The organism is Pseudomonas sp. SWRI99 (assembly GCF_014270125.1).
GTDB classification, from domain to species: domain Bacteria; phylum Pseudomonadota; class Gammaproteobacteria; order Pseudomonadales; family Pseudomonadaceae; genus Aquipseudomonas; species Aquipseudomonas hamedanensis.
Genome location: NZ_JABWQR010000006.1, coordinates 76,525 through 101,022, shown reverse-complemented (window position 1 = coordinate 101,022; position 24,498 = coordinate 76,525). Strand labels below are relative to the sequence as shown.

The 24,498-nt window shown below is 52.9% G+C and carries 18 protein-coding genes; 9 read left to right on the top strand and 9 right to left on the bottom strand.

All coding sequences use genetic code 11. From position 1 onward, the window contains the following. Positions 1-7: 7 nt before the first annotated feature. Genes kdpB through kdpF form a run of 3 tightly spaced genes read right to left on the bottom strand, consistent with a single transcriptional unit; the run spans position 8 to position 3,869 of the window. Positions 8-2,065: a potassium-transporting ATPase subunit KdpB gene (gene kdpB, locus HU743_RS06875; RefSeq protein ID WP_186647765.1), complete on the bottom strand. Its 2,058-nt coding sequence runs from the start codon at positions 2,063-2,065 to the stop codon at positions 8-10. Positions 2,066-2,076: 11 nt separating this feature from the next. After that, positions 2,077-3,771 (bottom strand): potassium-transporting ATPase subunit KdpA, encoded by a 1,695-nt coding sequence (kdpA, locus tag HU743_RS06870; RefSeq protein WP_186647763.1) that lies wholly within the window; start codon positions 3,769-3,771, stop codon positions 2,077-2,079. A gap of 8 nt (positions 3,772-3,779) precedes the next feature. Continuing rightward, the gene (gene kdpF, locus HU743_RS06865; RefSeq protein WP_032830911.1) at positions 3,780-3,869 is read right to left on the bottom strand and encodes a K(+)-transporting ATPase subunit F; all 90 of its coding nucleotides are present in this window, start codon (positions 3,867-3,869) and stop codon (positions 3,780-3,782) included. Positions 3,870-4,292: 423 nt separating this feature from the next. On the opposite strand from kdpF, the gene eat reads away from it, so the two are divergent. From eat to HU743_RS06850, 3 genes are all read left to right on the top strand, one after another. After that, on the top strand, positions 4,293-5,657 hold the full coding sequence (eat, locus tag HU743_RS06860; RefSeq protein WP_186621593.1) for an ethanolamine permease: 1,365 nt from the start codon (positions 4,293-4,295) through the stop codon (positions 5,655-5,657). Between the two features lie 129 nt (positions 5,658-5,786). Continuing rightward, positions 5,787-5,954, top strand: coding sequence for a DUF2897 family protein (locus tag HU743_RS06855; protein WP_186547065.1), 168 nt, complete (start codon positions 5,787-5,789; stop codon positions 5,952-5,954). A gap of 137 nt (positions 5,955-6,091) precedes the next feature. Further along, a complete protein-coding gene (locus HU743_RS06850) occupies positions 6,092-6,649 on the top strand; it encodes a TetR/AcrR family transcriptional regulator (protein WP_186647761.1) in 558 nt (185 codons plus the stop codon). Here the strand turns inward: HU743_RS06850 and fabF are convergent. From fabF to HU743_RS06835, 3 genes are all read right to left on the bottom strand, one after another. Beyond that, positions 6,646-7,920 (bottom strand): beta-ketoacyl-ACP synthase II, encoded by a 1,275-nt coding sequence (fabF, locus tag HU743_RS06845; protein ID WP_186647760.1) that lies wholly within the window; start codon positions 7,918-7,920, stop codon positions 6,646-6,648. The two genes, HU743_RS06850 and fabF, sit on opposite strands and share 4 nt — an antisense overlap. 282 nt (positions 7,921-8,202) lie before the next feature. Beyond that, complete coding sequence (locus HU743_RS06840) at positions 8,203-8,538, bottom strand: ComEA family DNA-binding protein (RefSeq protein WP_186647758.1); 336 nt, start codon at positions 8,536-8,538, stop codon at positions 8,203-8,205. Between the two features lie 111 nt (positions 8,539-8,649). Beyond that, positions 8,650-10,644, bottom strand: coding sequence for a nucleoside-diphosphate sugar epimerase/dehydratase (locus HU743_RS06835; protein WP_186647756.1), 1,995 nt, complete (start codon positions 10,642-10,644; stop codon positions 8,650-8,652). A gap of 301 nt (positions 10,645-10,945) precedes the next feature. On the opposite strand from HU743_RS06835, the gene HU743_RS06830 reads away from it, so the two are divergent. The 6 genes from HU743_RS06830 (at position 10,946) to HU743_RS06805 (ending at position 21,544) form a co-directional block, all read left to right on the top strand. Then, a complete protein-coding gene (locus tag HU743_RS06830) occupies positions 10,946-11,932 on the top strand; it encodes a glycosyltransferase family 2 protein (RefSeq protein ID WP_186647754.1) in 987 nt (328 codons plus the stop codon). A gap of 378 nt (positions 11,933-12,310) precedes the next feature. Then, positions 12,311-13,129 (top strand): ABC transporter permease, encoded by an 819-nt coding sequence (locus HU743_RS06825; RefSeq protein ID WP_186647752.1) that lies wholly within the window; start codon positions 12,311-12,313, stop codon positions 13,127-13,129. After that, complete coding sequence (locus HU743_RS06820; protein WP_186647750.1) at positions 13,119-14,477, top strand: ABC transporter ATP-binding protein; 1,359 nt, start codon at positions 13,119-13,121, stop codon at positions 14,475-14,477. Before HU743_RS06825 ends, HU743_RS06820 begins: the two co-directional genes overlap by 11 nt. 4 nt (positions 14,478-14,481) lie before the next feature. Then, positions 14,482-19,419 (top strand): glycoside hydrolase family 99-like domain-containing protein, encoded by a 4,938-nt coding sequence (locus tag HU743_RS06815; RefSeq protein WP_186647748.1) that lies wholly within the window; start codon positions 14,482-14,484, stop codon positions 19,417-19,419. A 161-nt stretch (positions 19,420-19,580) separates the two neighbouring features. Next, complete coding sequence (gene cysC / locus HU743_RS06810; protein ID WP_186647746.1) at positions 19,581-20,171, top strand: adenylyl-sulfate kinase; 591 nt, start codon at positions 19,581-19,583, stop codon at positions 20,169-20,171. Further along, positions 20,171-21,544 carry an FAD/NAD(P)-binding protein gene (locus tag HU743_RS06805; protein ID WP_186647744.1) on the top strand — a complete coding sequence of 458 codons (1,374 nt, stop codon included), beginning with the start codon at positions 20,171-20,173 and terminating at the stop codon, positions 21,542-21,544. Before cysC ends, HU743_RS06805 begins: the two co-directional genes overlap by 1 nt. Here HU743_RS06805 and HU743_RS06800 read toward each other — a convergent pair. The 3 genes from HU743_RS06800 to HU743_RS06790 are packed head-to-tail and all read right to left on the bottom strand — an operon-like array spanning position 21,541 to position 24,442. After that, on the bottom strand, positions 21,541-22,560 hold the full coding sequence (locus tag HU743_RS06800; protein WP_186647742.1) for a glycosyltransferase family 4 protein: 1,020 nt from the start codon (positions 22,558-22,560) through the stop codon (positions 21,541-21,543). The genes HU743_RS06805 and HU743_RS06800 overlap by 4 nt on opposite strands. Then, positions 22,557-23,519 (bottom strand): SDR family oxidoreductase, encoded by a 963-nt coding sequence (locus HU743_RS06795; protein ID WP_186647740.1) that lies wholly within the window; start codon positions 23,517-23,519, stop codon positions 22,557-22,559. The genes HU743_RS06800 and HU743_RS06795 overlap by 4 nt, the downstream gene beginning before the upstream one ends. Continuing rightward, positions 23,516-24,442: a glycosyltransferase gene (locus HU743_RS06790; protein WP_186647738.1), complete on the bottom strand. Its 927-nt coding sequence runs from the start codon at positions 24,440-24,442 to the stop codon at positions 23,516-23,518. The genes HU743_RS06795 and HU743_RS06790 overlap by 4 nt, the downstream gene beginning before the upstream one ends. Between the last annotated feature and the right edge of the window lie 56 nt (positions 24,443-24,498).

The window sequence follows — 24,498 nt, the reverse complement described above, 5'->3', positions numbered from 1 at the left end:
GATCTTGTCAAACCAGATGCAACGCCGTGAGCAACATGTCGATCAGCTTGATCCCCACAAACGGCACCACAATCCCGCCCACCCCGTAGATCAGCAGATTGCGCCGCAACAACGCCGCCGCACTCGCCGCCTGCACCCGCACGCCGCGCAGGGCCAGCGGAATCAGCACGACGATGATCAACGCGTTGAAGACGATGGCCGAGAGAATCGCGCTCTGCGGGCTGGTCAATTGCATGATGTTCAGCACGCCCAGTTGCGGATAAATCGAAGCGAACAGCGCCGGCAGGATCGCGAAGTATTTGGCGATGTCGTTGGCGATGGAAAAGGTCGTCAGCGCGCCGCGGGTCACCAGCAACTCCTTGCCGATCTGCACCACATCGAGCAGCTTGGTCGGGTCGCTGTCGAGATCGACCATGTTCGCCGCTTCGCGGGCGGCTTGCGTGCCGTCGTTCATCGCCATGCCGACGTCTGCCTGAGCCAGCGCCGGGGCATCGTTGGCGCCGTCGCCGCACATCGCGACCAGGCGACCGTCGTTTTGCTCATGACGAATACGCGCGAGTTTTTTCTCTGGGGTCGCCTCGGCAAGCACGTCATCAACGCCCGCCTCCGCCGCGATTGCTGCCGCGGTCAGTGGGTTGTCGCCGGTAACCATCACCGTGCGAATGCCCAGCTTGCGCAGTTCGGCAAAACGCTCGCGAATGCCCGGCTTGACCACGTCCTTGAGGTGAATCGCGCCGAGCAGTTTGCCGTCGGCGCAGACCAGCAACGGCGTGCCACCGCTCTGGGCGATCTTGTCGATTTCCCGCGCCAGTGCCGGGGCCAGATCCGAGCGCTGCTGACCGAGAAACGCCAGCAGCGAATCCACCGCGCCCTTGCGATACATGCGTCCATGATAATCAACGCCGGACAAACGGGTTTCTGCGCTGAACGGCACGGCCGTCAAGGTTTCTGGCGCCGGCTCGGGTTGTGGATGCAGGCCGCGCAGGAACTCGACGATCGATTTGCCTTCAGCGGTTTCGTCCGCCAGGGAGGCGAACAACGCGCCTTCAGCGAGTTCACGGCCTGTCACGCCCGGCGCCGCGTACACCGCGCTGCAGCGACGGTTGCCGAAGGTGATGGTGCCGGTCTTGTCGAGCAACAGCACATGCACGTCACCGGCCGCTTCGACGGCGCGACCGGACTTGGCAATCACGTTCAGACGCACCAGCCGGTCCATCCCGGCGATACCGATCGCCGAGAGCAAGCCGCCAATGGTGGTCGGGATCAGCGTGACCAATAACGCCACGAGGAACACCAGCGGCAGGCTACCGTTGGCGAAGTGGGCGAACGGTTGCAGGGTGACGACCACCAGCAGAAAGATCAGGGTCAGGCCGATCAGCAGGATGTCCAGTGCGACTTCGTTCGGAGTCTTCTGGCGTTTGGCTCCTTCGACCAGCGCGATCATGCGGTCGAGGGTCGACTCACCGGGGTTGGCGGTGATCTTCACCATCAGCCAGTCGGACACCAGCCGCGTGTTGCCGGTGACGGCGGAACGGTCGCCACCGGACTCGCGGATCACCGGCGCCGATTCACCGGTAATCGCCGCTTCGTTGACCGCCGCGATACCTTCGATGACTTCGCCGTCACCGGGGATCATCTCGCCGGCTTCGACGCGCACCACATCGCCCTTGCGCAGATTGGCAGCGGGCACAATCTTGAAGCTGCCATCGGCTTGGCGGCAGCGAGCACTGAGACCTTCGCTGCCGGCCTTGAGACTGTCGGCGCGGGCCTTGCCACGACCTTCGGCCAAGGCCTCGGCGAAGTTGGCGAACAGCACGGTAAACCACAGCCACAAGGCGATTTGTGCTGCGACGAAGGTCGGCACATCCGCGTCCGGAATGAAGCACAGCACGGTGGTGAAAATCGCCGTCAGTTCGACCACCAGCATCACGGGCGAACGCGCCAGTTGCCGTGGGTCGAGCTTGACGAAGGCTTGCACCAGCGCCGGGCGCCACAGGGCCGAGATCGCGGTTTTGGCTTGTTCCGGCGCCTTGACGGCGGCGGGTTTGATTGCAGGCATATTCATGGATGGATTCCTTAGAAGCCCATACTTAAATGTTCGGCGATAGGACCGAGCGCCAGCGTCGGCAAGAACGTCAAGCCGCCCACCAGCAAAATGGTCACAGTCAACAGGGTCACGAACAGCGGGCCATGGGTCGGAAAGCTGTTCTGGCCAACCGGTGCGCTTTTCTTCATCGCCAGACTGCCGGCCAGTGCCAGCACCGGCAGGATGTAGCCGAAGCGGCCGATCAACATGCCCAGACCGAGCATCAGGTTGTGGAACGGTGTGTTCGCGCTCAGGCCACCGAATGCCGAGCCGTTGTTGGCGCTGGCCGAGGTGTAGGCGTAGAGCAACTGGCTGAAACCGTGCGGGCCGGGGTTGCTGATAGTTGCCGCAGCACTGGGAACCGTGGCGGCAATCGCGCCCAGCACCAGCACACCGACGGGCATCACCAACAAGGTCACGACGAGCAATTGCACTTCACGCGCTTGAAGCTTCTTGCCGAGGTATTCCGGCGTGCGGCCGATCATCAAACCGGCGAGGAATACCGCGATCAGCACGTTGAGCAACATGCCGTAGAGCCCGGCACCGACGCCGCCGAAGATCACTTCGCCGACCATCATGTTGACCAGCGCGACCATGCCGCTCAGCGGGTTGAGGCTGTCATGCATGCCATTGACCGAACCGTTCGAGGCCGCTGTCGTGGTCACCGACCACAACACCGTCGCGGTGGTGCCGAAGCGCGACTCCTTGCCTTCCAGCGGCGCGGTCTGTTCGACGGCAGCGTTGTTCAGGGTCGGATTCGGCTGATATTCGGCCCACAGCGATGTCGCGCCGCCGATCAAAAACAACGCCAGCATACAGGCGATGATCGCGCGGCTCTGGCGCAGATCCTTGACGTAATGGCCGAAGGTAAATACCAGCGCCACCGGGATCAGAATGATCGAGGCGACTTCGAACAGGTTGCTCCACGCGGTCGGGTTCTCGAACGGATGCGCCGAGTTGACGCCGAAAAAGCCGCCACCGTTGGTGCCCAGTTGCTTGATCGCAATCTGGCTGGCGGCGGGGCCGAGCGCAATCACCTGGTCAACGCCCTGCATCGTCACCGCATTGACATACTGCGCGAAGGTCTGCGGCACGCCCTGCCAGACCAGATACAGCGCCAGCAGCAAGCACAGCGGCAGCAAGCCGTAGAGGGTGGCGCGGGTCATGTCGACCCAGAAGTTGCCGAGTGTCTGCGCTGACTTGCGCCCGATCCCGCGGCACAACGCAACCAGCACGGCCAGCCCGGTGGCGGCGCTGACAAAGTTCTGCACGGTGAGGCCGACCATCTGGCTGAGGTAGCTGAGGGTCGCTTCGCCGCTATAGGATTGCCAGTTGGTGTTGGTCATGAAACTGACCGCGGTGTTGAACGCCTGCGTCCATTCCTGGCCCGGCAGATTCTGCGGGTTCAGCGGCAGGTGATCCTGGAACAGCAGAATCGCGAACAGCAGCAGGAACCCGGCGAGGTTGAACGCCAGCAGTGCCAGGGTGTATTTCTGCCAGCTCTGTTCACTCAGCGGATCGACCCCGGCGAGGCGATAGCAACCGCGCTCGACCGGACCGAGAACCGGCGTCAGCCAAGTGCGCTGGCCTTCCATCACTTTGTAGTAGAAACGCCCGAGGAACGGCGCCGGCAGCAGGACCAGCGCAAAAAACCCGAGGATCAGCCAATAGTCATAACTGTGCATAGCCGCTCCTAGCTCCGATCCGCGCGCAATAGCGCAACCAACAGATAAATGAACAGCCCCACTGCCAGCAGCAGTGACACCCCGTCCAGAACGCTCATGGAAGATCTCCGTGTTACGGCGTATTGCCGTGTGTGCAGGGATTGTCGGGAAGGAGGCTGTAAAGGAACGAGAGCGAGGCAGGCAGCGGGGCATAAAGAAAGCGTAAAGAGTGGGTTTATGCGGGCGTTACAGCAGGTTTTTGCAGCGTCAGGTCGGGCCTCATCGCGGGCAAGCCCGACTCCCACAGGTTATGCGCTGGAATCAAATTCAGCGGACGACGCAGAAACCTGTGGGAGCGGGCTTGCCCGCGAAGGCGGCATAACAGACTCCGCTGCTCCCAACTGGCGCACAAAAAACGCTCATCCAGCACCAATCATCCCCGCAGCGACAGCTTCGAACTCATTACGACTTGTTTCAGCGCAATGGCACGCCCACTGCACACGCCCTCCCCCGAGCTTTCCAACCGTTGCGGGAGCAATCGCATGAACACACAACTCAAACCCACGCTGGGCACGTTGCACCTGTGGGGCATTGCCGTGGGGCTGGTGATTTCCGGGGAATATTTCGGCTGGAGTTACGGCTGGGGCGTCGCCGGTACGCTGGGTTTCCTGGTGACTTCGTTCATGGTCGCGACCATGTACACCTGCTTCATCTTCAGCTTCACCGAACTGACCACCGCAATTCCCCATGCGGGCGGGCCCTTTGCCTACAGTCGCCGCGCCTTTGGTGAAAAAGGCGGATTGATTGCCGGGCTGGCGACGCTGATCGAATTCGTTTTCGCGCCACCCGCGATTGCCTTGGCGATTGGCGCTTACCTCAATGTGCAGTTTCCGGCACTCGATCCGAAGCACGCCGCGGTGGGTGCTTATATCGTCTTCATGGGCCTGAACATTCTCGGGGTGAAACTGGCGGCGACGTTCGAGCTGATCGTCTGCGTGCTGGCGGTGGCTGAACTGCTGGTGTTCATGGGTGTGGTCGCGCCGGCGTTCAGCTTCAGCAACTTCGCCCTGAATGGCTGGGCCGGTTCCGACGTCTTCGGCGCACCAGCGATTGCCGGGATGTTTGCGGCAATCCCCTTCGCGATCTGGTTCTTCCTCGCCATCGAAGGTGCCGCGATGGCCGCCGAAGAAGCCAAGGATCCGAAGCGCACGATTCCTAAGGCCTATATCAGCGGCATTCTTACGCTGGTCGTGCTGGCGATGGGCGTGATGTTCTTCGCCGGAGGTGTCGGTGACTGGCGCACCTTGGCGAACATCAACGACCCACTGCCGCAAGCGATGAAAACCGTGGTCGGCGACAACTCCGGGTGGCTGCACATGCTGGTGTGGATCGGCCTGTTCGGCCTGGTGGCGAGTTTCCACGGCATCATTCTTGGATATTCACGGCAATTCTTCGCCCTGGCCCGCGCCGGTTACTTGCCCGCCTCGCTGGCAAGACTCTCGCGCTTCCAGACGCCCCATCGCGCGATTATCGTTGGTGGCATCATCGGCATCGCGGCTATTTACAGTGACGGCCTGATCAACCTGGGCGGTATGACGCTGACCGCAGCGATGATCACCATGGCCGTGTTCGGCGCGATCGTCATGTACATCATGAGTATGCTCAGCCTGTTCAAACTGCGTAAATCCGAACCGAACCTGGAGCGTACTTTCCGCGCGCCGTGCTATCCGCTGGTTCCGCTGATCGCGCTGGTGCTGGCGGTGGTTTGCCTGGTGGCGATGGCGTGGTTCAACACGTTGATCGGTTTGATTTTCCTTGGGTTTATGGCGGTCGGGTTTGCTTACTTCATGCTGACCGGGCAACTGCGTGCCGCTGCGCCGGCGGATGCGATGTTGACCGGTCTTTAACGCCGTTCGGGTGTGCCGGGCATAAGCGGCCTAGAATGGAACCACTGCGAAGTCGTTTCGCTCAAACGTGGTATGCAGCATCGCGCGGCGAAGTCCTCGCCCGTCGAGCTGCCATTAAGGAGAGCCGTTATGCCCTGGTATGCCTGGTTGATTCTGGCCGTTGCGATCGGCTCGATTGTTGGCGGACTGATGATGTTGCGCGACACCGCCAACAAGGTCGAACTGACCGATGAAGAACGCAAGCGCGTTGCGCAGCGCAATGCCGAAGCGGATGCCAAGGACGCACAGGACCGCTGATACCAACCCCGCCGCAACGGCGGGGTTTGTTTTCCCGGCGCAATCGGACTTAACAGCAGGCTTTTTAGATTTTAGAAGTACAGTCACCATTTAATCTTCCGTGGTTAAGATGGCAGCATCGTCGCGGAGAGCTTCACATGCGTTACTCGCCAGATCACAAAGCCCAGACCCATCAGCGCATCATCAAGGAAGCCTCGGCGCGCTTTCGTAAGGACGGTATCGGCGCGACCGGGCTGCAACCGCTGATGAAAGCACTCGGGCTGACCCATGGCGGTTTCTACTCGCACTTCAAATCTAAGGAAGAACTGGTGGAAAAAGCGCTGCAAGAGGCCGGCGAGCAAGTCGCGGGTCTCTGCGAGGAAATTTTCGCTCAGGAAAACCCGTTGCAGGTGTTCATCGACACCTACCTGTCGCAGTGGCATCAGACTTCGCCCCACGAAGGCTGTCCGCTGCTGACCATCTCATCGGAGCTGGGCCTGCGCGGCCAGCCAAGCCCCACCAGCGATGAGGTTCTCAACGCTCGCCTGGAGCAGATTCAAGGGACGCTCGCAGGCGAGAATAGCGCTGACCGCAGCATTGTCATCATGGCGACGCTCGCGGGCGCACTGCTGCTATCACGCAGTGTCGCAGATGCCGATTTCGGCCAGCGCATCCTCGACGTCACCCGCAATCATCTCAAGCAATCGAGCGATTAACCTTCCCAGCGCTTGAACAGCACGCTGGCATTGACCCCGCCAAAACCGAAGCCGTTGGACAAGGCATATTCGATCGGCATCGCCCGAGCTTCGCCATGAACGATGTCGACCCCTGCACTCGCAGGGTCCGGGTTTTCGAAGTTGAGCGTCGGCGGCACCCTCTGGTCACGGATAGCCAGCAACGTGAAAATCGCCTCCAGCCCGCCGGCAGCGCCAAGCAAATGACCGGTGGCGGATTTGGTCGACGTTACGGCGATCTTGTTCTGCGTGCCAAACAACGCCTTGATCGCCGCCAACTCGCCCAAGTCACCCACCGGCGTCGAGGTCGCGTGGGCATTGAGATGCTGCACCTGCTCCGGTGTCACCCCTCCCTGAGCCAGCGCCAGCTGCATCGCCCGCCGCGCGCCACCGCCGTCTTCCGGCCCGGCGGTCAGGTGGTAGGCATCGGCCGTGGTGCCGTAACCGACCAGTTCGGCCAACGGCGTCGCACCACGCGCCAGCGCATGCTCCAGCGACTCGATGACCAGCAGGCCGGCACCCTCGCCCATCACAAAACCATCCCGGCCGCTGTCGAAGGGACGCGAGGCTTTTTCAGGGGTATCGTTGTAGCCGCTGGACAACGCCCGTGCCGCCGCGAAACCGGCGAGACTGACGCGATCGATCGAAGCTTCCGCACCGCCACATACTGCGATGTCCGCCTCCCCCGCCCGGATCAACCGCGCCGCATCGCCGATTGCCTGAACACCGGCGGCACATGCGGTAACCGGTGCGCCCAGCGGTCCCTTGAGGCCATGCTGGATCGACACGTGGCCGGCGGCGAGATTGACGAGAAACGATGGAATGGTGAACGGCGACAAACGCCGAGGGCCACGACTGTCGGTGGTACGCACCGCATCGGCAATCGCACCGAAGCCGCCGACGCCCGAGCCGATGATTGTCGCAGTACGCTCCTGGCTTTCGGTGTCCGCGGGTTGCCAGCCGGCCTGTTCCAGCGCCTGCCGCGCCGCTTCCATGGCGAACATGATGAAGCGATCCATCTTCTTCTGTTCTTTGGGCGGCGTTGCGCGATCCGGATCGAAACCGGCCTCGGCATCTTCCTCCACCGTTGGCACACTGCCGCCTACCCGGGTCGCCAGGTCAGCCACCACTGCATCGGGCAGATTACGCAACCCGGAGCGCCCGGCGAGCAGACGCTGCCAGACGATTTCAACATCACTGCCCAAGGGTGAAACCAGGCCCATGCCCGTGACGACGACTCGACGTTGGTTCATATCGTGGTAACCCCTTATCAATTCATCTATTCGACATCTGAGGTTGCGCTGCAAACCCGCCAATTCATCAGCGACGGGCAGCGACGCAATCGTAAGCCGACACTCTGGCGCAGCCGCTTCGGCGTCACTCCAAGTGCTGAGCCAATCCCGGCCGGGCTTTATTATAGGCATAATCCCATGACAATATGACACCCATAATTCTCAGCTTTGAGACGTCCAGACGATCAGCGTTCAATAAAAAAGGCCGGTCAATGACCGGCCTCTCGGCGTTGAACTGTCAGCTTAGTTCACTTCCAGCTTTTCACGGTTGCGATCCAGAATCGCCTTGCCAATCCCCTTCACTTCCAGCAACTCATCCACCGATGCGAACGGCCCGTTTATATCACGATACGCAACAATCGCCTGTGCCTTGGCCTCTCCTACACCCGCCAACTCCTTCTGCAATGTCGCCGCATCCGCGCCGTTGAGGTCGACCTTCGTGCTCGGCGAGGGCGCCGCTGCGTCCATCAGCAAAGGTGCCTTGGTTGTCTCTGAAGGCGCTACAGGGGCAGCAATCGCAGCAATCGAGGCGCTGGTGAGGAAAGCAAAGATCAGCGAATAGAAGTAACCGGTACGCATAAGTGACGCTCCATCATCGTTTTGAGAAAGCAGCTTTTCCGAAGCTGCTCTCCAAACGTAGGTCATGGTGGGGGGAAGTCAAAAATACGAGCGTTACAGGATGTGAAACAATCAGGGTTCGAGACGCCGTTGCTGGTGAATCCAGTCGACAATCTCGCCGTCAGGGGTGTAGCCGCTGACAGTTTCGCGCAAAAGTTGGCGGACGCGGGTGTAGTCGTCGGTTTCGACGGCTTTGAGCAGTTCGCCAAGTTTTACCTTCAAGAGGTCCCAAGGCAGATGGTCTTCCTTGGCAGACATAATCATTGGGTGTGGCGTTGCCGATACGTTGTCACCGATAAGGAGTTCCTCGTAGAGCTTTTCACCCGGTCGCAACCCGGTGAACACAATTGAAATGTCACCTTGGGGATTACGGTCGGAGCGGATGCTCAAACCGGACAGGTGAATCATTTTTTCTGCCAGCTCGACAATTTTTACAGGCTCGCCCATGTCCAGCACGAATACGTCTCCGCCTTCACCCATGGAGCCGGCCTGGATGACCAGTTGGGCGGCTTCGGGAATGGTCATGAAGTATCGAGTGATTTTGGGGTGGGTGACGGTCAGCGGGCCGCCGGACTTGATTTGGCTGTGGAATAGCGGAATGACCGAACCAGACGAGCCCAGCACATTGCCGAAACGTACCATGGTGAAACGGGTTTTATTCACCCGCGAAACCTTTGCATTGTCGCCGAACAGTACAGGGGCGACCTCGCGACTCAGCGCTTGGAGAGTCATTTCCGCCAGACGCTTGGTGCTTCCCATCACGTTAGTTGGGCGAACCGCCTTGTCAGTTGAAATCAAAACAAAGTTCGATACGCCAGACTGCAGCGCGGCCTGAGCCGTATTGAGTGTTCCTATGACGTTATTCAGAACACCTTCTGCAATGTTGTGCTCGACCATCGGAACATGCTTATACGCCGCCGCATGGTAAACAGTGTCAACCTTCCAGCTTTTCATCACATCGAGCAGTTTGTCCTGATGGCGAATGGAACCAAGAATTGGCAACAGACGTACAGATATCGACTCTCTGCAGGAGCGTTGCTCAAGCTCGGAGAGGATCATGTAGAGATTGAATTCGCCATGATCAAAAAGTATCAAAGTCTTGGGTTGCAGCGAGAAGATCTGTCTGCAAAGTTCAGAACCGATCGATCCCCCGGCGCCCGTGACCAATACTGCCTTGTCTTTGATGCATCGCTCCAGCAGATCAGGTTGAGCGGGAACTGAATCGCGTCCCAGCAAATCGGCAATATCCACTTCCTGTATGTCTTCGACTTTCACCCGACCACTGGCAAGATCCGTGAAATTGGGAACGCTGCGAACGTGCAAGGGAAACCCCTCAAGCAAGTTCAGAATTTCTCGTCGCCGGGCGCGTGTAGAGGACGGCAGAGCTAGAAGAATTTCCTCTGCCCCCGTGACATCTATCATCTGTTGAATATTTTTCGGCTTATAGACCTGCAGCCCGGAGATGGATCGGTCAGCAATGCTCGCGTCATCGTCAATAAACGCAACTGGACGCATCACACGTCCCATGCGAAGCGCTGCGACCAACTGGTTTCCGGCTACGCCCGCCCCGTAAATCGCTACCTTGGTCAGACCATCTTCCCGATTCGTAAACGGCACATGCTGAGCAGCGGTGAACCAGTCCCCCATGAAATATTGCCGCATGCATAATCTCAAACCGCCGATGATGACGAGGCTCAACCACCAATAATTGAAAATGATCGACCGCGGGACAACAGCATCATGATTGCTGTACCAGTAGACCACCACAGCCAGGATCAGCGAGGACAGGCTGACAGCTTTGATAATTGCAATCAGTGCGTCATTCCCAAAATAGCGCATGACCGCACGGTACATCCCGAATCGGATAAATAACGGTATGGCTACGATCGGCGCGCAGGAGAATAACCAGACATGGACGCGCAGAGGGTTGTACATATCATCGATGCCCAGACGGACGATGAATGCAAGCCAAAGCGCAACCCAGACCAAGACAACATCAGTAGCCACCTGAAGCAGGCGCTTCTGACGCCGCGGAAGGCCCAAGAGGAATGTGCGTACTCTGTCCATATATCCTTCATGCGAACTAATGATTGAACTGCATGCTCCAAGCTCCGCGATTGTACTCAACTGCCCCCGTGGTGAGCCAGCAACAGCTTCGCAGACATGAAAACCCTGAGCGCTGCCTTGCCCAGGACAGTGGTTCAAAATCTGTGAGCCTTCGCTGAGTCAACCCGATAAGATAGCGCTCCAAAGCCCTAAACCATAGCAGCATTCGTCAGCACACTCGTCGCGATTTTCAGCGCTAAAATTTCTCTTTGGGTGGACACGAAAACGCTGCCAACGTTCATCTGCGCAACAGGATCCATTCATGACGCTCCCTTCGGAAACTCGAGACTTTCATCAAACCGGAGCAAACCGCCGTCCATCGCCCTCGCAGCCTTCGGTAGCAATATTGCTGTGCACCTTTAACGGTGCGAGATTTCTTGCAGAGCAAATCGATTCCATATTGATGCAAACGCATACGAACTGGGTTATTCATGCATCAGACGACGGCTCTTGCGACAGCACCGTAAAATTGCTTGAAGCTTATCAAAAAAGCGTTGGGCCAGATCGCCTCAGGCTATATCAAGGCCCGCAGCTGGGCTTCGCGCAAAATTTTATTTCGTTGATAAAAAATAACTCAATCGAAGCTGACTACTTCGCTTTTAGTGACCAAGACGACATTTGGCATCCTACCAAGCTTGAAAAAGGCCTAAAGAAATTACAAAAAATTGACCACAGCAACCCTGCCCTTTATTGCACCAGAGTAAGGTTGATCGATACCGAGCAACGATGCGTAGGCTTTTCTCCGTTGCGGAAAAACACGCCTTCGTTCGAAAATGCGCTTGTACAAAGTCTGGCCGGCGCAAACACCATGCTGATTAATCAGTCGGCACGAACGCTGATGGCAGCTATTCCTGACAATACCCCTGTCGTTGCACACGACTGGCTAGCCTATTTATTGGTGACTGCATCTGCGGGCCAAGTCATATACGACAGCACCCCATCGCTTGATTATCGCCAGCATGAAGGCAATTTGATAGGTAATAGAACCGGACTGAGCGCAAATTTCCACAGGATCAAAAGATTTGTAACCGGGGACTTCAGCATCTGGAACGATATGAACAGTGAAATTCTCGACAGCATGCTTGGATATATGCCAACGCAGAATCATACCCTGTTCAGCGACTTCAAGGCTTTGCGGACCGCGGGGCTGGTGAAACGCACCAGGTTATTTTTCAAAGTCGGTCTATATCGACAGGGGCCGCTGGAAAACTTGCTGCTGATACTCGCACTCGTGTTTAAAAAAATCTGAAGCCATTGCCTGGCATCAAAATAAGCGCCCTCGCCTGCCTCCGCGACCTTCCGCCAAAGCGGATGCCTCGAATTTTGAGCTGTGATAAAATATTTCCGCCACGGGCGGGGTCAAGCTAGCAGCGAATGGCTAGGGATGCTACGTATGGCGTGGAGGCCATCACGCGACGCGTGTTCCCTTTCCCTCCGGCCAGTGGAGCCTCCACCCCCTGACAAGGCGAGCGTCCCTTGAGGTTACTCGGTTGGCCTCGATACCGGACGCCGTACGCTTTACCGCCTCAATCGATCAACCCATTTTTGAGTAGCAGATGGATATTAGAATTTTTTGTTTTTATGCGTTGACCGACACGGACAAGCAGACAAGGGAGTGTTTGGTACCATGAAAACTTTTTCCATCAGTCCCCGAGAGATAATAGCTTCCAATTGGCGTAACAGAGCGCTGATTTCAGCCTTGGTAAAGCGCGAAATTATCGGACGGTACAGAGGCTCGATCATGGGTCTGCTCTGGTCGCTGTTCAACCCGATTTTCATGCTGGTCATCTACACGTTTGTGTTCAGTGTCGTATTTAAAGCACGCTGGAGCGTAGACAGCGAATCAAAAACCGAATTTGCGTTGATGCTATTCGCGGGCCTTATGACCTTCAACTTATTCGCTGAGTGTCTCAACCGCGCACCAAGCTTGATCATAAGCAACGTAAACTACGTAAAAAAAGTCGTATTTCCGCTTGAAATCCTGTCTCTGGTTACTTTCGGCTCCGCTCTTTTTCATTACCTTGTAAGTTTGACAGTATGGTTAGCTGCCTCGCTAATACTTTTCGGAAAAATCGAACTTACCACTCTCTGGCTTCCAGTAATTCTGGGACCGCTGGTGATGATTACGCTTGGCCTTGTCTGGTTTTTATCTTCACTGGGAGTCTATTTACGTGACGTGAGCCAAATCATTGGCGTTTTAACATCCGTACTGATGTTCATGTCACCTATCTTTTATCCAATAACAGCTCTCCCTTTAGAATATCGTTATTTGTTATCAGCCAACCCACTGACTCCTGCAATAGAAAATGCCCGGGCGGTTCTTTTTCGCGGTCAAATGCCTGACTTCACTGCTTTGGGTATCAGCTACATAATTGGAACCATCGTAATGTACCTTGGGTTCGTATGGTTTCAAAAAACACGAAAGGGATTTGCCGATGTCCTCTGATTGCGCGATTATTGTTAGCCAGCTGAACAAAAAATTCCAAATCTACGACAAGCCTCGCGATCGCCTTCTGCAAATGCTGTCTTTCGGCAGAAAGCATTATTATCGGGAGTTCCCAGCAGTTAGAGATGTTTCGTTTACCATCGAAAAAGGACAAACCGTAGGTATTGTCGGCCGAAACGGAAGCGGTAAATCAACACTCCTGCAATTGATTTGTGGAACGCTAAATCCTTCTTCCGGAAATATAACTACGTACGGCCGAGTTGCAGCTCTCCTTGAACTCGGTTCGGGATTCAACCCAGAGTTCAGCGGGCGCGAAAACGTATTCATGAACGCCGCCGTTCTCGGACTCACTAGAGAAGAAACCCACGCCCGATTTGAAGAAATCGAACGCTTTGCCGAGATCGGCGACTTCATAGATCAACCGGTAAAAACCTATTCAAGCGGCATGATGGTTCGCTTGGCATTTGCCGTTGCGATCAATGTCGATCCACAGATATTGATTGTCGACGAAGCGCTGTCTGTTGGCGATGAACGCTTTCAACGCAAATGTTTCGCCAGGATCGAAGCTATTAAGTCGACCGGTGCAACAATTCTGTTCGTATCCCACTCCGGGAATACAGTCATTGAGTTGTGTGACCGGGCGATTTTGCTTGATGGCGGAGAGAAGCTCGCTGAGGGCCCACCGAAATTCATCGTTGGCCAATATCAGAAACTGCTTTACGCCCCGAACGAAAAAGTCAGCGCGCTGCGCGAAGAAATCAAAAACTCTATTCCGGAAGGACCACCGACCGGAGCCGAGTGGACGTTTGCAGAAGACACGTCTCACTTTGCCCAAGAAAGCGAAGACTACGACCTCGACGAATTCTTCGATCCAAATCTGATTTCCAAAAGCATATTGTCGTATGAGTCACATGGTGCTTTGATCTCCAAGGCACAAATCTTCAATGACGCCGGCGATCAAGTGAATTGCCTGAAACGCGGCCGTATTTATTATTATAGATATACCGTTGAATTCGAGCTTGCCGCATCTGCTGTGCGCTTCGGAATGATGATCAAGTCGCTTGGCGGTGTCGAACTGGGCGGCAGCACCAGCGCCTCCAGACTCCAGGACGCGCTCACATCCGTGTCCGGCAATTCAAGGATACAGGTCGAGTTCAAATTTCACTGCAACTTGAACCCTGGGACATACTTCATGAATGCGGGTGTCGTCGGCTTGATCGAAGAAGGTGAAACGTATCTTCACCGCTTGATCGACGCATGCATGTTCCGGGTGTTACCTGTAATGGAAAATATTGCGACAGGCCCGGTTAGCTTTAAATGTGAAGCAACTCATAAAGAATTGGCGTAAGAACATGATGAACACACCGCTCTCTTCCAAAAAAATAATCGTCGTATTGGGAATGCACCGCTGTGGCACGAGCGTAATCACTCGTGCACTCAGTACTCTGGGAGTCGATCTTGGCAATCATTTGATGCCTGCTTCCGGGGGAAATAATGATAAAGGGTTCTGGGAAGACGTTGATTTCAATCAACTAAACATCGAGTTGCTCAAGGCGCTTGGTCACGACTGGCATTCCCTGGCACCTGTGAGCCCTGAAGAATGGCTGAATCCTGTTCTTGATCAATTCAGTGTACAAGCGAAACAGATCATCGCAAACAAATTCCAAGCTACCGACTGCTTCGGCGTCAAGGATCCGCGCATGGCGCGGACAATGCCGTTCTGGATCAAAGTCTTTCACGAGATCGGATTGGAAGCTTCCTATGTAATCGCCTATCGAAACCCTGGAAACGCTGCCCGCTCGCTCGCCGCCCGAGATGGCTTTGAGCTCGAGAAAGGTTATTTTCTGTGGCAGGAGCACATGCTTTTAAGCCTGAAATACAGTGAAGACGCGCCGAGGGTGGTTGTCGATTACGATTTGATGCTCAAGAACCCCAACGATGAGATCAAACGTATCGCGAGTAAAATGGGCTTGAACTACAACGAAAGCAACTCTGCTCTCAGAGAGTTTCTTGAGCATTTCCTCGAAAAAGATTTACGTCACCACAAAGTCGGCTTAGGCGACTTGATTAATGACAAAGCAGCCACTGCAAGTTTAGTTCGCCTTAGCCAGTTGATCGCGTCCTTGGCGAGTGAACAGATTGCCGACGACTCCGATGTCAAAGATACGATAAACGCATTATTTCTCGACTTGTTCGAAAGTTATCCAGCATACAAATTAATGAACATACTGGATCAACGTTCAACAGAACTTTTGAAAGCGCACTGGGAAAAGGACTTGCAAATTAATCAGCAAATGGAAGAGCGTGCAAGCCTCATGGCGACAATCAGCGCTCTTGAAAATCAAGCTGAAAGTGCAAGTAGCCTGAACGAAATACAGCAATCCAGAATTACAGAGCTAGAAGCTCGAGTGTCTGCCGAATTGAAACAACAGCACGAGCTTCGCGTGATTCTCGACGATCATGCATCGCAAATTAATACATTATTGCAAACCACGCAACAATTCTCTTCCGGTAAGTTCCTGCTTAAAACCCTTGCCCGCTTGATTGCCAAGCGCGCGCTTGCGCTCAACGCCGTAAGCGAAGAAAAAATCCGCGCCCGAATCGTCAAGCTGGGATTGCTGGACGAAGAGTTCTATCTGAACACATACAAGGATATTCAAAGCGCAAAACTCAACGCTTTGGATCACTATCTGAGCCATGGCTGGCAAGAAGGAAGAGACCCATCGCAACACTTTTCGACCAGCTACTATCTCGAGGCTTATGAGGATGTGCAACGCACCGGCATCAATCCTCTCGTACATTATGTACGTCATGGCCACAAAGAAGGCCGATCGATTTTCGATATTAGTGGACACCGATATAAATTCGAACGTAAACGCTCCCGAAAGAGCAAATATGTCACTCTGGTCAAGTTACTGTTAGACGAACCAGCGTTGATTAGCCGTTTCCTTGACGAAGCTAAACGCTCTGGTGTGCGCCAGGCAATCGCTCTCAGTAAGAGCCGCATTCAGCGAGAACATCGTCAGCCGGCAACAGTTGTGCAAAAACATGATACTGCTTCTCTCATGGAGTATGGTGTATATAAGGTTGTACCGTTCAACCTTAATCCGTATCTCCAAGACATGCCTGTGATGATTGCCAGGAAAGTTGCCGTACATCTGCATTTCTTTTATGAAGACATGGGAGAAATTTGCGCGAAATATCTGAAAAACATACCAATAGAGTTCGACCTTTTCATCTCCGTTCAACCCGGTGCGAATGTAGAGCGCGTTAAAAATTTCTTCGCCGAACAGCTACCCCTCGCGGGAGACGTTTTCGTCGAAGAGAGTCAAAATCGTGGAAGAGATATTGCGCCGCTTATTTGCTTGTTCGGGAAAAAGCTTGAAACTTACGATTATGTAGGCCATTTCCACACCAAGAAAAGCCCTCATCGCGAAGATTTGAATGAGTGGTTTGATGCCCTCATGACGACCTTGTGCGGAGAGCCTAAACAGATTGCACAGATTTTCAAATTGCTTGAAAGTGATGCAAAAGTCGTATATGCCGCGGGCAATCAGGTGGTGCCTGGTGACGATGGATGGAGCGAAAACAAGGACATCGCCAAGGAAATCCTCGAACGGTATACAGACCTTGATATTGCGAACTTTCCATCGGTCGAATTTCCCCAGGGCACAATGTTCTGGGCGAAGACCGAGAGTATTCGGGACTACCTCCTTCTTCCTTTGAACTATGAGGATTTCCCGACCGAGCCTATTTTGCCTGACGCGACGCTAGCCCATGCTCTTGAGCGTCTGTTACTGATCTTCACCACGAACGTGGCTGGTCGAAACTATCGAATTGAATCTCCGAGCCTGTCGACTGAACCTCTGACATACTACGAGGAGCAGAAGGATTACTCAACTTCAGTCGTCCACGACACGATCAAAGTACTTGCTTACTACCTCCCTCAATTCAGCCCGAATCCGGAAAATGACGAATGGCACGGTAAAGGTTTTACAGAGTGGCACAAGGTTCGCTCGGCCAATCCTCTGTTTCAAGGTCACTACCAGCAACACGTTCCGCACGCTGATATCGGCTATTACAGCTTGGAAAGCCATCACCATATGGCTGTACAGGCCGCGCAGATGGAAAAGGCCGGCGTCCACGGGATGATTTTTTATCATTACTGGTTTGCAGGTAAATTGATCTTGGAAAAACCTGCGCAAATGTTGCTCGATCACCCGGAAATCAACATGCCGTTCAGCTTTTGCTGGGCAAATGAAAACTGGACTCGGCGCTGGGATGGTAACGAACAGGAAATATTGCTCGGGCAGGTCTATTCCAAAGAAGATGCTCGGGGCTTTATCAGATATCTGATTCCTTTCTTCAAGGATGAGCGGTACATCAAAGTCGACGGTCGACCGCTTCTCTTTGTTTACCGCCCGTCTTCGATGGAACATGTCGAAGACTATATTAATATTTGGGCAGAGGAATGTAAGGCCAACGGAATTAGCGCTCCATATGTCGTAGCGACGCTTACCCGTGGAGCTACCGCTCCGCAGGATTATGGAATGGATGCAGCCGTCGAGCGGGTACTACAGGACTGGACAGGAGGGGCAGTTCCCGATATCAATCACCAGAAACGACCCTACTGGCCGATTAACGGAAGCATCCTCGATTACAGCTCGGTCGCAGATCATTATAAAGAAAAAGAGCTGTGCAACGACTACACGCTATTCCGCTCACTGGTTCCGACTTGGGACAATACAGCGCGTTATGGCACCGAGGCCTATGCTTTGGATGGCTTCACAACTTCAAAATTTCAGAACTGGCTGGAACATTTAATTGACTATTCTGAAAAGAATCTTCCGGAGGATCGGCGTTTCGTTGTGATCAACGCTTGGAACGAGTGGGCAGAAGGGGCACACCTAGAGCCTGATACCCGATTTGGCTACGGTTACTTGAACGCGGTAGGCAGAGCTTTAAGCGACTATAAATTCGACGACCTTGATCATCTTTCGCTCGACAAAGATACGGTTATAAATATCTCTATCGGCGCTCATGCTCAAAAACGCATATCCGCCAATCGCGAATTACGCAACGCTTTCTATCAATGCATTTTGAATTCCAGTGTATTCACTAACTATACGGTAACCGTGTCAGACGAACATTTACTCGACTATCTGGACACCAACGGAGTCACCGTTGAAAAAACCAGCCACATCGATTCCGGCCTGAACCTAGAGTTCAATGATATATATCTATTCCCGGATTATTCCATTGAAAACCTTATAAAAATGTCTAGCCGACATATTGGATACAATATTTGCGCGAGCGTAAAAAACACCGAATGCTTTGCCCCGGGTGCAAAAAATAATAATGGTGAAATAAGCTTCAATCAGCGCTCCAGCATGATATTGAAGTCCGGCCGTCGAAACGCTGGTTATAAAGAATGTGGGATCGCCCCCTGCTTTATGCTGAACGTATCGGAACAGTCTGCTGCCAAACCTCCAGTGACTGTTTCGACAATCATTCGCTTTCACAAGCAGGGCAACAAAAAACTGCTTACAAATTGTCTGTTGTCGCTAATAGCTCAAGATCAATGCCACGTTCGACCTATCCTTGCTATCCAAGATATGGTTGAGGATGAAATTGAACTTTTAAAAGCGCAATTGGCACTCCTGCCCTGGATGGACACAGCTTTCCCAGAGTTTCAATGCTATTCCTCAACCTCCGAGACGCCAGATCTGCGCTCGCTCATGTTGAACGAGTCGTTAAAATCCATTGAAAGCGGATTCGTCACATTTCTTGATTACGATGATGTGGTCTTTCCTTATGCGTACAGAAAAATGGCCGATCGCCTGACTGCTACGGGCAAAAACGCGACCTTTGCTCGCGTCTATTCGACAAATGTTCATTCCGACAGCGGTTTGGTTATTTCAAGAGACAGAACTTATACATACGGTCATACTTTTGAAGACTTTCTCAACGTGAATCACGCTCCGATACACAGCTTCATGCTGAATATCGACAAATGCAATACAGCAGCAATCGAGTACTTCAGCGACATGAAGTTCATGGAAGACTATTACCTGACATTGCAGCTTTTCACCGAGCACGATACGGATTGGAAATCGCTTGATACAGATATGTTCATTGGCGACTACATTCATCGCATCGACAGCAAGGACAGCAACACTCTTGCTGTCAACGACAAGGAACAGCGCCTGTCACTTTTGAGCAGTGAACCGTATCTGCTCTCAGAAGAACGTATCAAGGCATTGCGCTCACGCATTAGACAGTCACAGTAATATCAAGAAACGCCCCTATACTGGATCTCGGTACAGAGTCTGAACGAGAATATAGAATAGAGGGCGTTTTTCGCTTTAATCAAGCATCTTTATAGCTCTGCTTCATACTGATATGCTCTCCTTTTTAGCATTTCGTTTTTTGTGCACGACCAGAGGAAGAGATGAATACTGACCTCGTGTTCCACCCCACCGCCGTCACTCCGTCGGTAAGGGCCGCAGCAAAAGCACAGACACCCATCGTCATTTGGTTCACAGGTCTCAGTGGTGCTGGCAAGTCAACCATCGCCAATGGACTGGAGCAGGCATTATTGGGGAAGAGTCGTCATACTTTTCTTCTAGATGGCGATAACGTGCGCCTCGGCCTATGCCGTGACCTAGGGTTTAGTGACCAGGACAGGGAAGAGAACATTCGCCGCATCGCTGAAGTTTCGAAGCTGTTTCTTGATGCTGGCCTTATCACCATCGCCTCTTTTATCTCTCCCTTCCGCCAAGACAGGAGTATTGCTAGAGACATCATTGGCCGTGATTCTTTCATAGAGGTTTTTATTGACGCACCTTTGCTTGAGTGTGAAAAGCGCGATCCTAAAGGCCTGTATAAAAAAGCGCGCGCCGGCTTTATTAAAAACTTCACGGGCATTGACTCTCTCTATGAAGAACCACTGTCACCCGATATCCACATCGATACCTTCAAAAATAATATTGAACAGTCGGTACAGATTATCTTGGATCACCTAGAGCAGCGGGGACTGTAATGAAGACTGTTGTCATTGTTGGTGCCGGATTTAGTGGAACTGTTCTCGCCGCCCATCTTCTGACCCATCACACCAACGATGTACGCGTGATTCTAATAAATCGTTCCGGACCAATGGGGCGCGGACTGGCTTACGGTACCAACAGCGCAGTCCATCTCCTTAATGTTCCTGCCGGGAACATGAGTGCTTACGTTGCACAACCGGATCACTTTCTGAATTACTGTAATTCCAAGAGCCTCAACATCACTGGTTCTTCATTTGTACCCCGCCAAGTCTACGGGGAGTATCTGAGCGATATTCTGAAACAAGCAGCAGACAAAAGTGGCGACGGGATGTCTTTTCAGCAAATAAGCTGTGAAGTCCTAGGTATTCGATATCAAGGAAATCATTTCGAAATCTCAATAAAAGACGGAACCCGCCTTTATGCAGAGCATGCTGTTTTAGCGCTGGGCAACTTCTCTCCGGTCGTACCCCATGAACTGAAAGCACTTCTGGGCACTGCTTACTATATTCAGGATCCTTGGTCATCACAAATAGACCAGAAGCCCCTTGAACCGAATGAATCAGTTCTTCTGATCGGGACGGGACTGACTGCTTTAGACACGGCCACAAGACTGTTACAGCAAGGGCACTCGGGTTCAATTTACATGGTTTCGAGGAGAGGGCTATTGCCGTTACCTCATCGTAAAGGTAATCGTCAGGCAGCCCTGGATTACCCTATTGAAGAGGAATTATTTCAGAACCAACCTTCGGTGTTGAATTACTCCCGCATTCTTAGAAGCATAATCAAACGCACAGATTGTGATTGGAGAGATGTGATTGCGGCCATACGCCCCATTACCGATAAACTCTGGTTACGTCTGAACCAATGTGAACGGCGCCGTTTTTTAAGGCACTTACAACCTTATTGGGATATCCATCGGCATCGGGTCGCCCCCGACTCTTTCGATATATTCAAAGCTTCGTGCGCCAACCGTCAGATTAAAACTTTCGCAGGGCGCATACAGAGCTTTTCAATTTCAAATAATCATCTTTCGGTAATTATAAAACCTCGTAGTTCGGAATCGATGATCGAAATCGAGGTGGGTAGAATTATCAATTGTACCGGACCAAACACCAATCTGGAGCTGGCCAACGAACCGCTGATAGATCAACTCTTGGATTCTAAGTTGGCCCTTCAGGACGAGCAAAAGCTGGGCCTACTCGTTAACGATGATCTCACACTCGCAAACGAGCTATCAGAAGGTGACGCTTCGTTAAGCTATATTGGTCCCATGCTGAAGGCCAAATACTGGGAAGCAACTGCGGTTCCAGAACTTCGCAAATATGCTGCCGAGCTCGCTGCATCTATCGCACATAGACTAAAAAACTAACACTTGTCCGATAGCGTACGTCCCGCCCTGAGCCTGAACGCTAAATAACACAAGGGAGAGTAGGCAAGGAGCAAACCCAGAAAAGGCTCTAGCCCTTTGGCAACAGCTATTGCCAATGGAAACAGCCACAGAACATTAATAGCCATTACATAACCGGCTGTATGTTTATGGCTCTTAAGTTTTATTGCTGCGTGCTGATAGGCGTGCGAGCGATGTGCTTGATAAATTTTCTCTTTTCGCAGCAGCCGTTGCAACAGCGTCCAAGTTGCATCCGTAATAAAGACCGCCAAAAGTATGATCCAGCTCCAAAATAATGCTGGCGAGGCTGCAGCACCTAACATGCTCAATCCCCCGAGGATAATCCCGAGGAAACCGCTGCCGACATCACCCATGAAAATCCTTGCGGGTGGAAAGTTCCACCATAAGAAACCCGCAGTTGAACAAGCGAGAAGCAGTGGGCCCCATATCAGACCTGGTGTTCCAGCGAACCAGTAAATCAGGCACATGCCCAAACAAATACTGATTGCCTCAACGCTCGCCAGTCCGTCGATACCATCCATAAAGTTATATAAATTCAATAACCAGACTAAATAACAGAGCGCGAAAATTGTGGTCAGCATGCCCGACTCGATCGTCACTCCAAGTAATTGCAGTGACGGAAATCCGCTCATCCAAAACAACAACCATGCTGCAGCACTGAAATGCCCAATCAGCCGCCACCTAGCGGCTATGTGTCCATGATCATCTGCGAATCCCAGGATAGCTACAATCGTACCGGAACCCAGAAGCGCGTAGAACGCCTCTAAACTCAAAACGTCTAGGCAACTCAAAAACGCCAAGCCGGATAGAAACGCAAGCACAATAGCGCCGCCCCCCCCTCGGGGAGTAGGTGTACAATGCGAACTTCGTTCATTCGGAATATCCATCAGACTCTTGGCTAATGCATACTTTCGCAAAAAAAAAGTAAAAGCCCAAGAGATGAAGCAGCAGACCGGTATCAACCACAATTCGATCATTTGGCAGTATGTTCCTGATAGTACTTGGCTGTACGGCGAAAGGTTTCATCTATATCCGATGATGGTACCCACCCCAACAGTTCTTTATTCTTTTCAATATCAATCTGTAGCGATCCCAGCAGCCTGTCCGCGATGCCTCGCCTTCCCACGAGCTTCGCTACCCATTGGAGAATATACTGGGGCACTGGTATCAGTCGAGATGGTCTTCCAAGCGAACACGAAAGAAGAGATAACAATTCGGAAGTGGAAAGGTCTACGCCGTCTCCAGCAAGGAATACCTGGTTGCTCGCTGAAGGATGATCGACACATGTGATTATCAAGCTAACAAGATTATCGATTGCGACCAAGCTGCGCTTGTTATCAATTGCCCCCAAAGGTAAAGGCATTCCTGTATCAAGCCACCTGAGCATGCTTTGAAAGTTTGCCTTAACGCCAGGCCCATAAACAAGTGGAGGTCGAATGATGACCACTTCCAAGCCTGTTTCATGAGCCAACGCTCTCAACGACTCTTCCGCCTCGTATTTGGAAACACCGTAAGCATCAGTAGGGTTCGGTAGATCATCAGCCCGAAAGCGTTGCCCGCGAGAAGTGTGTTCACCATTTACCTTGATTGAACTAAGAAATATGAATCGTTTCACTCCCGATGAAGCTGCACGCCGAGCTAAACGAAGCGTCCCTTCCACATTTACCTTGCGAAATGACTCAAGAGCTTGTGAAGCGATATCATTCATAACGTGAACACGCGCAGCGGTGTGTATAACGACATCTATTCCAGTCAAATCAGGCAATTGCTCAGGCTGAGTCAAATCAAATTTCACCACCGGGCACAATCCTAGTAGTCGGGAGTTGCCACGCAGTGCTGCAACCGGTTGGAAGGCCTGTTGCATTAATAATTTGAGGACAGTTGCCTCGCCAACAAAACCATTCGCACCAGTTACTAGTACTCTCGGGGCGGTCATTCTTGCTTCCCCCCACCGTTCAGCGCAGTCAACCAACAAATACAGAAGAAAAAGAACTTGTCGCGTACTCGCCGTCGACATTTCCATGCACTAAAGGACAACCTTAACAGCTCCGATCTTCGCAAATTAAGCCAACTGCTTATAAACGGATCACTTTCAAGCCCAAGCAACCTGCATATCAGTTGAACCTGTTTAAACCACCAGCCATCATGAATAATCTTGTATCGGGCAATAAGCGATCGCAACCCCTTATTTGCACCGACCTGATTGTTTTCATGCTGTCTGTAGCTCATAGACGGTTCCGGATCGATGAACCAGCGGTATCCGTTACGTCGAGCGAACGCATAACAATACCAATCGTGCAGCGTGATACCTTGCAGATATCGCCAATTAGTGCTGATTGACTCTTTGAAGTCCGCTGCGAGGGTTCTGCTCATTACGTAGGTGCATCCAGGCCCCGCCGCTTCGAAAACATAGTCCCAACTAACTTGAGGCTGGGCCTTGTTTAACAGGTGATGTCGGCCATCAGGCCAAAATGCTGTCACGTTGCTGGAGTAAGCGTCAACCTGATGAATTTGAATAGCGGAAACAGCGCGGCTCAGTTTATTTTGAAACCAGATGTCGTCCTGATCGGCAAATGCAACGAAGTCATAAGAATCGAGCGGAACATCCCTTATCAGGCGGAAAAAATTACCTGAAGCGCCGCCGAAACTACCGACCATGGGTAGGACAACTACCTGCGAATGCCTGACAGCATAGTTTTTACACCAGGATTCAGTATCGTCACTTGAAGGGTCGACGCTGATGAATACAGTTACATCCACTCCAGCCTGAGAAAGGATCGAAGTGATCTGTTCTTCGATCCAAAGCATGCCATTATACGCAGCTAGTAAAACTGCAATTCTTGGATATTCTGCTGGCATGCCGTCTCTGCTTACACCGTTAAAACATGATCGCCCAACAAACTTTAGCACTGCAG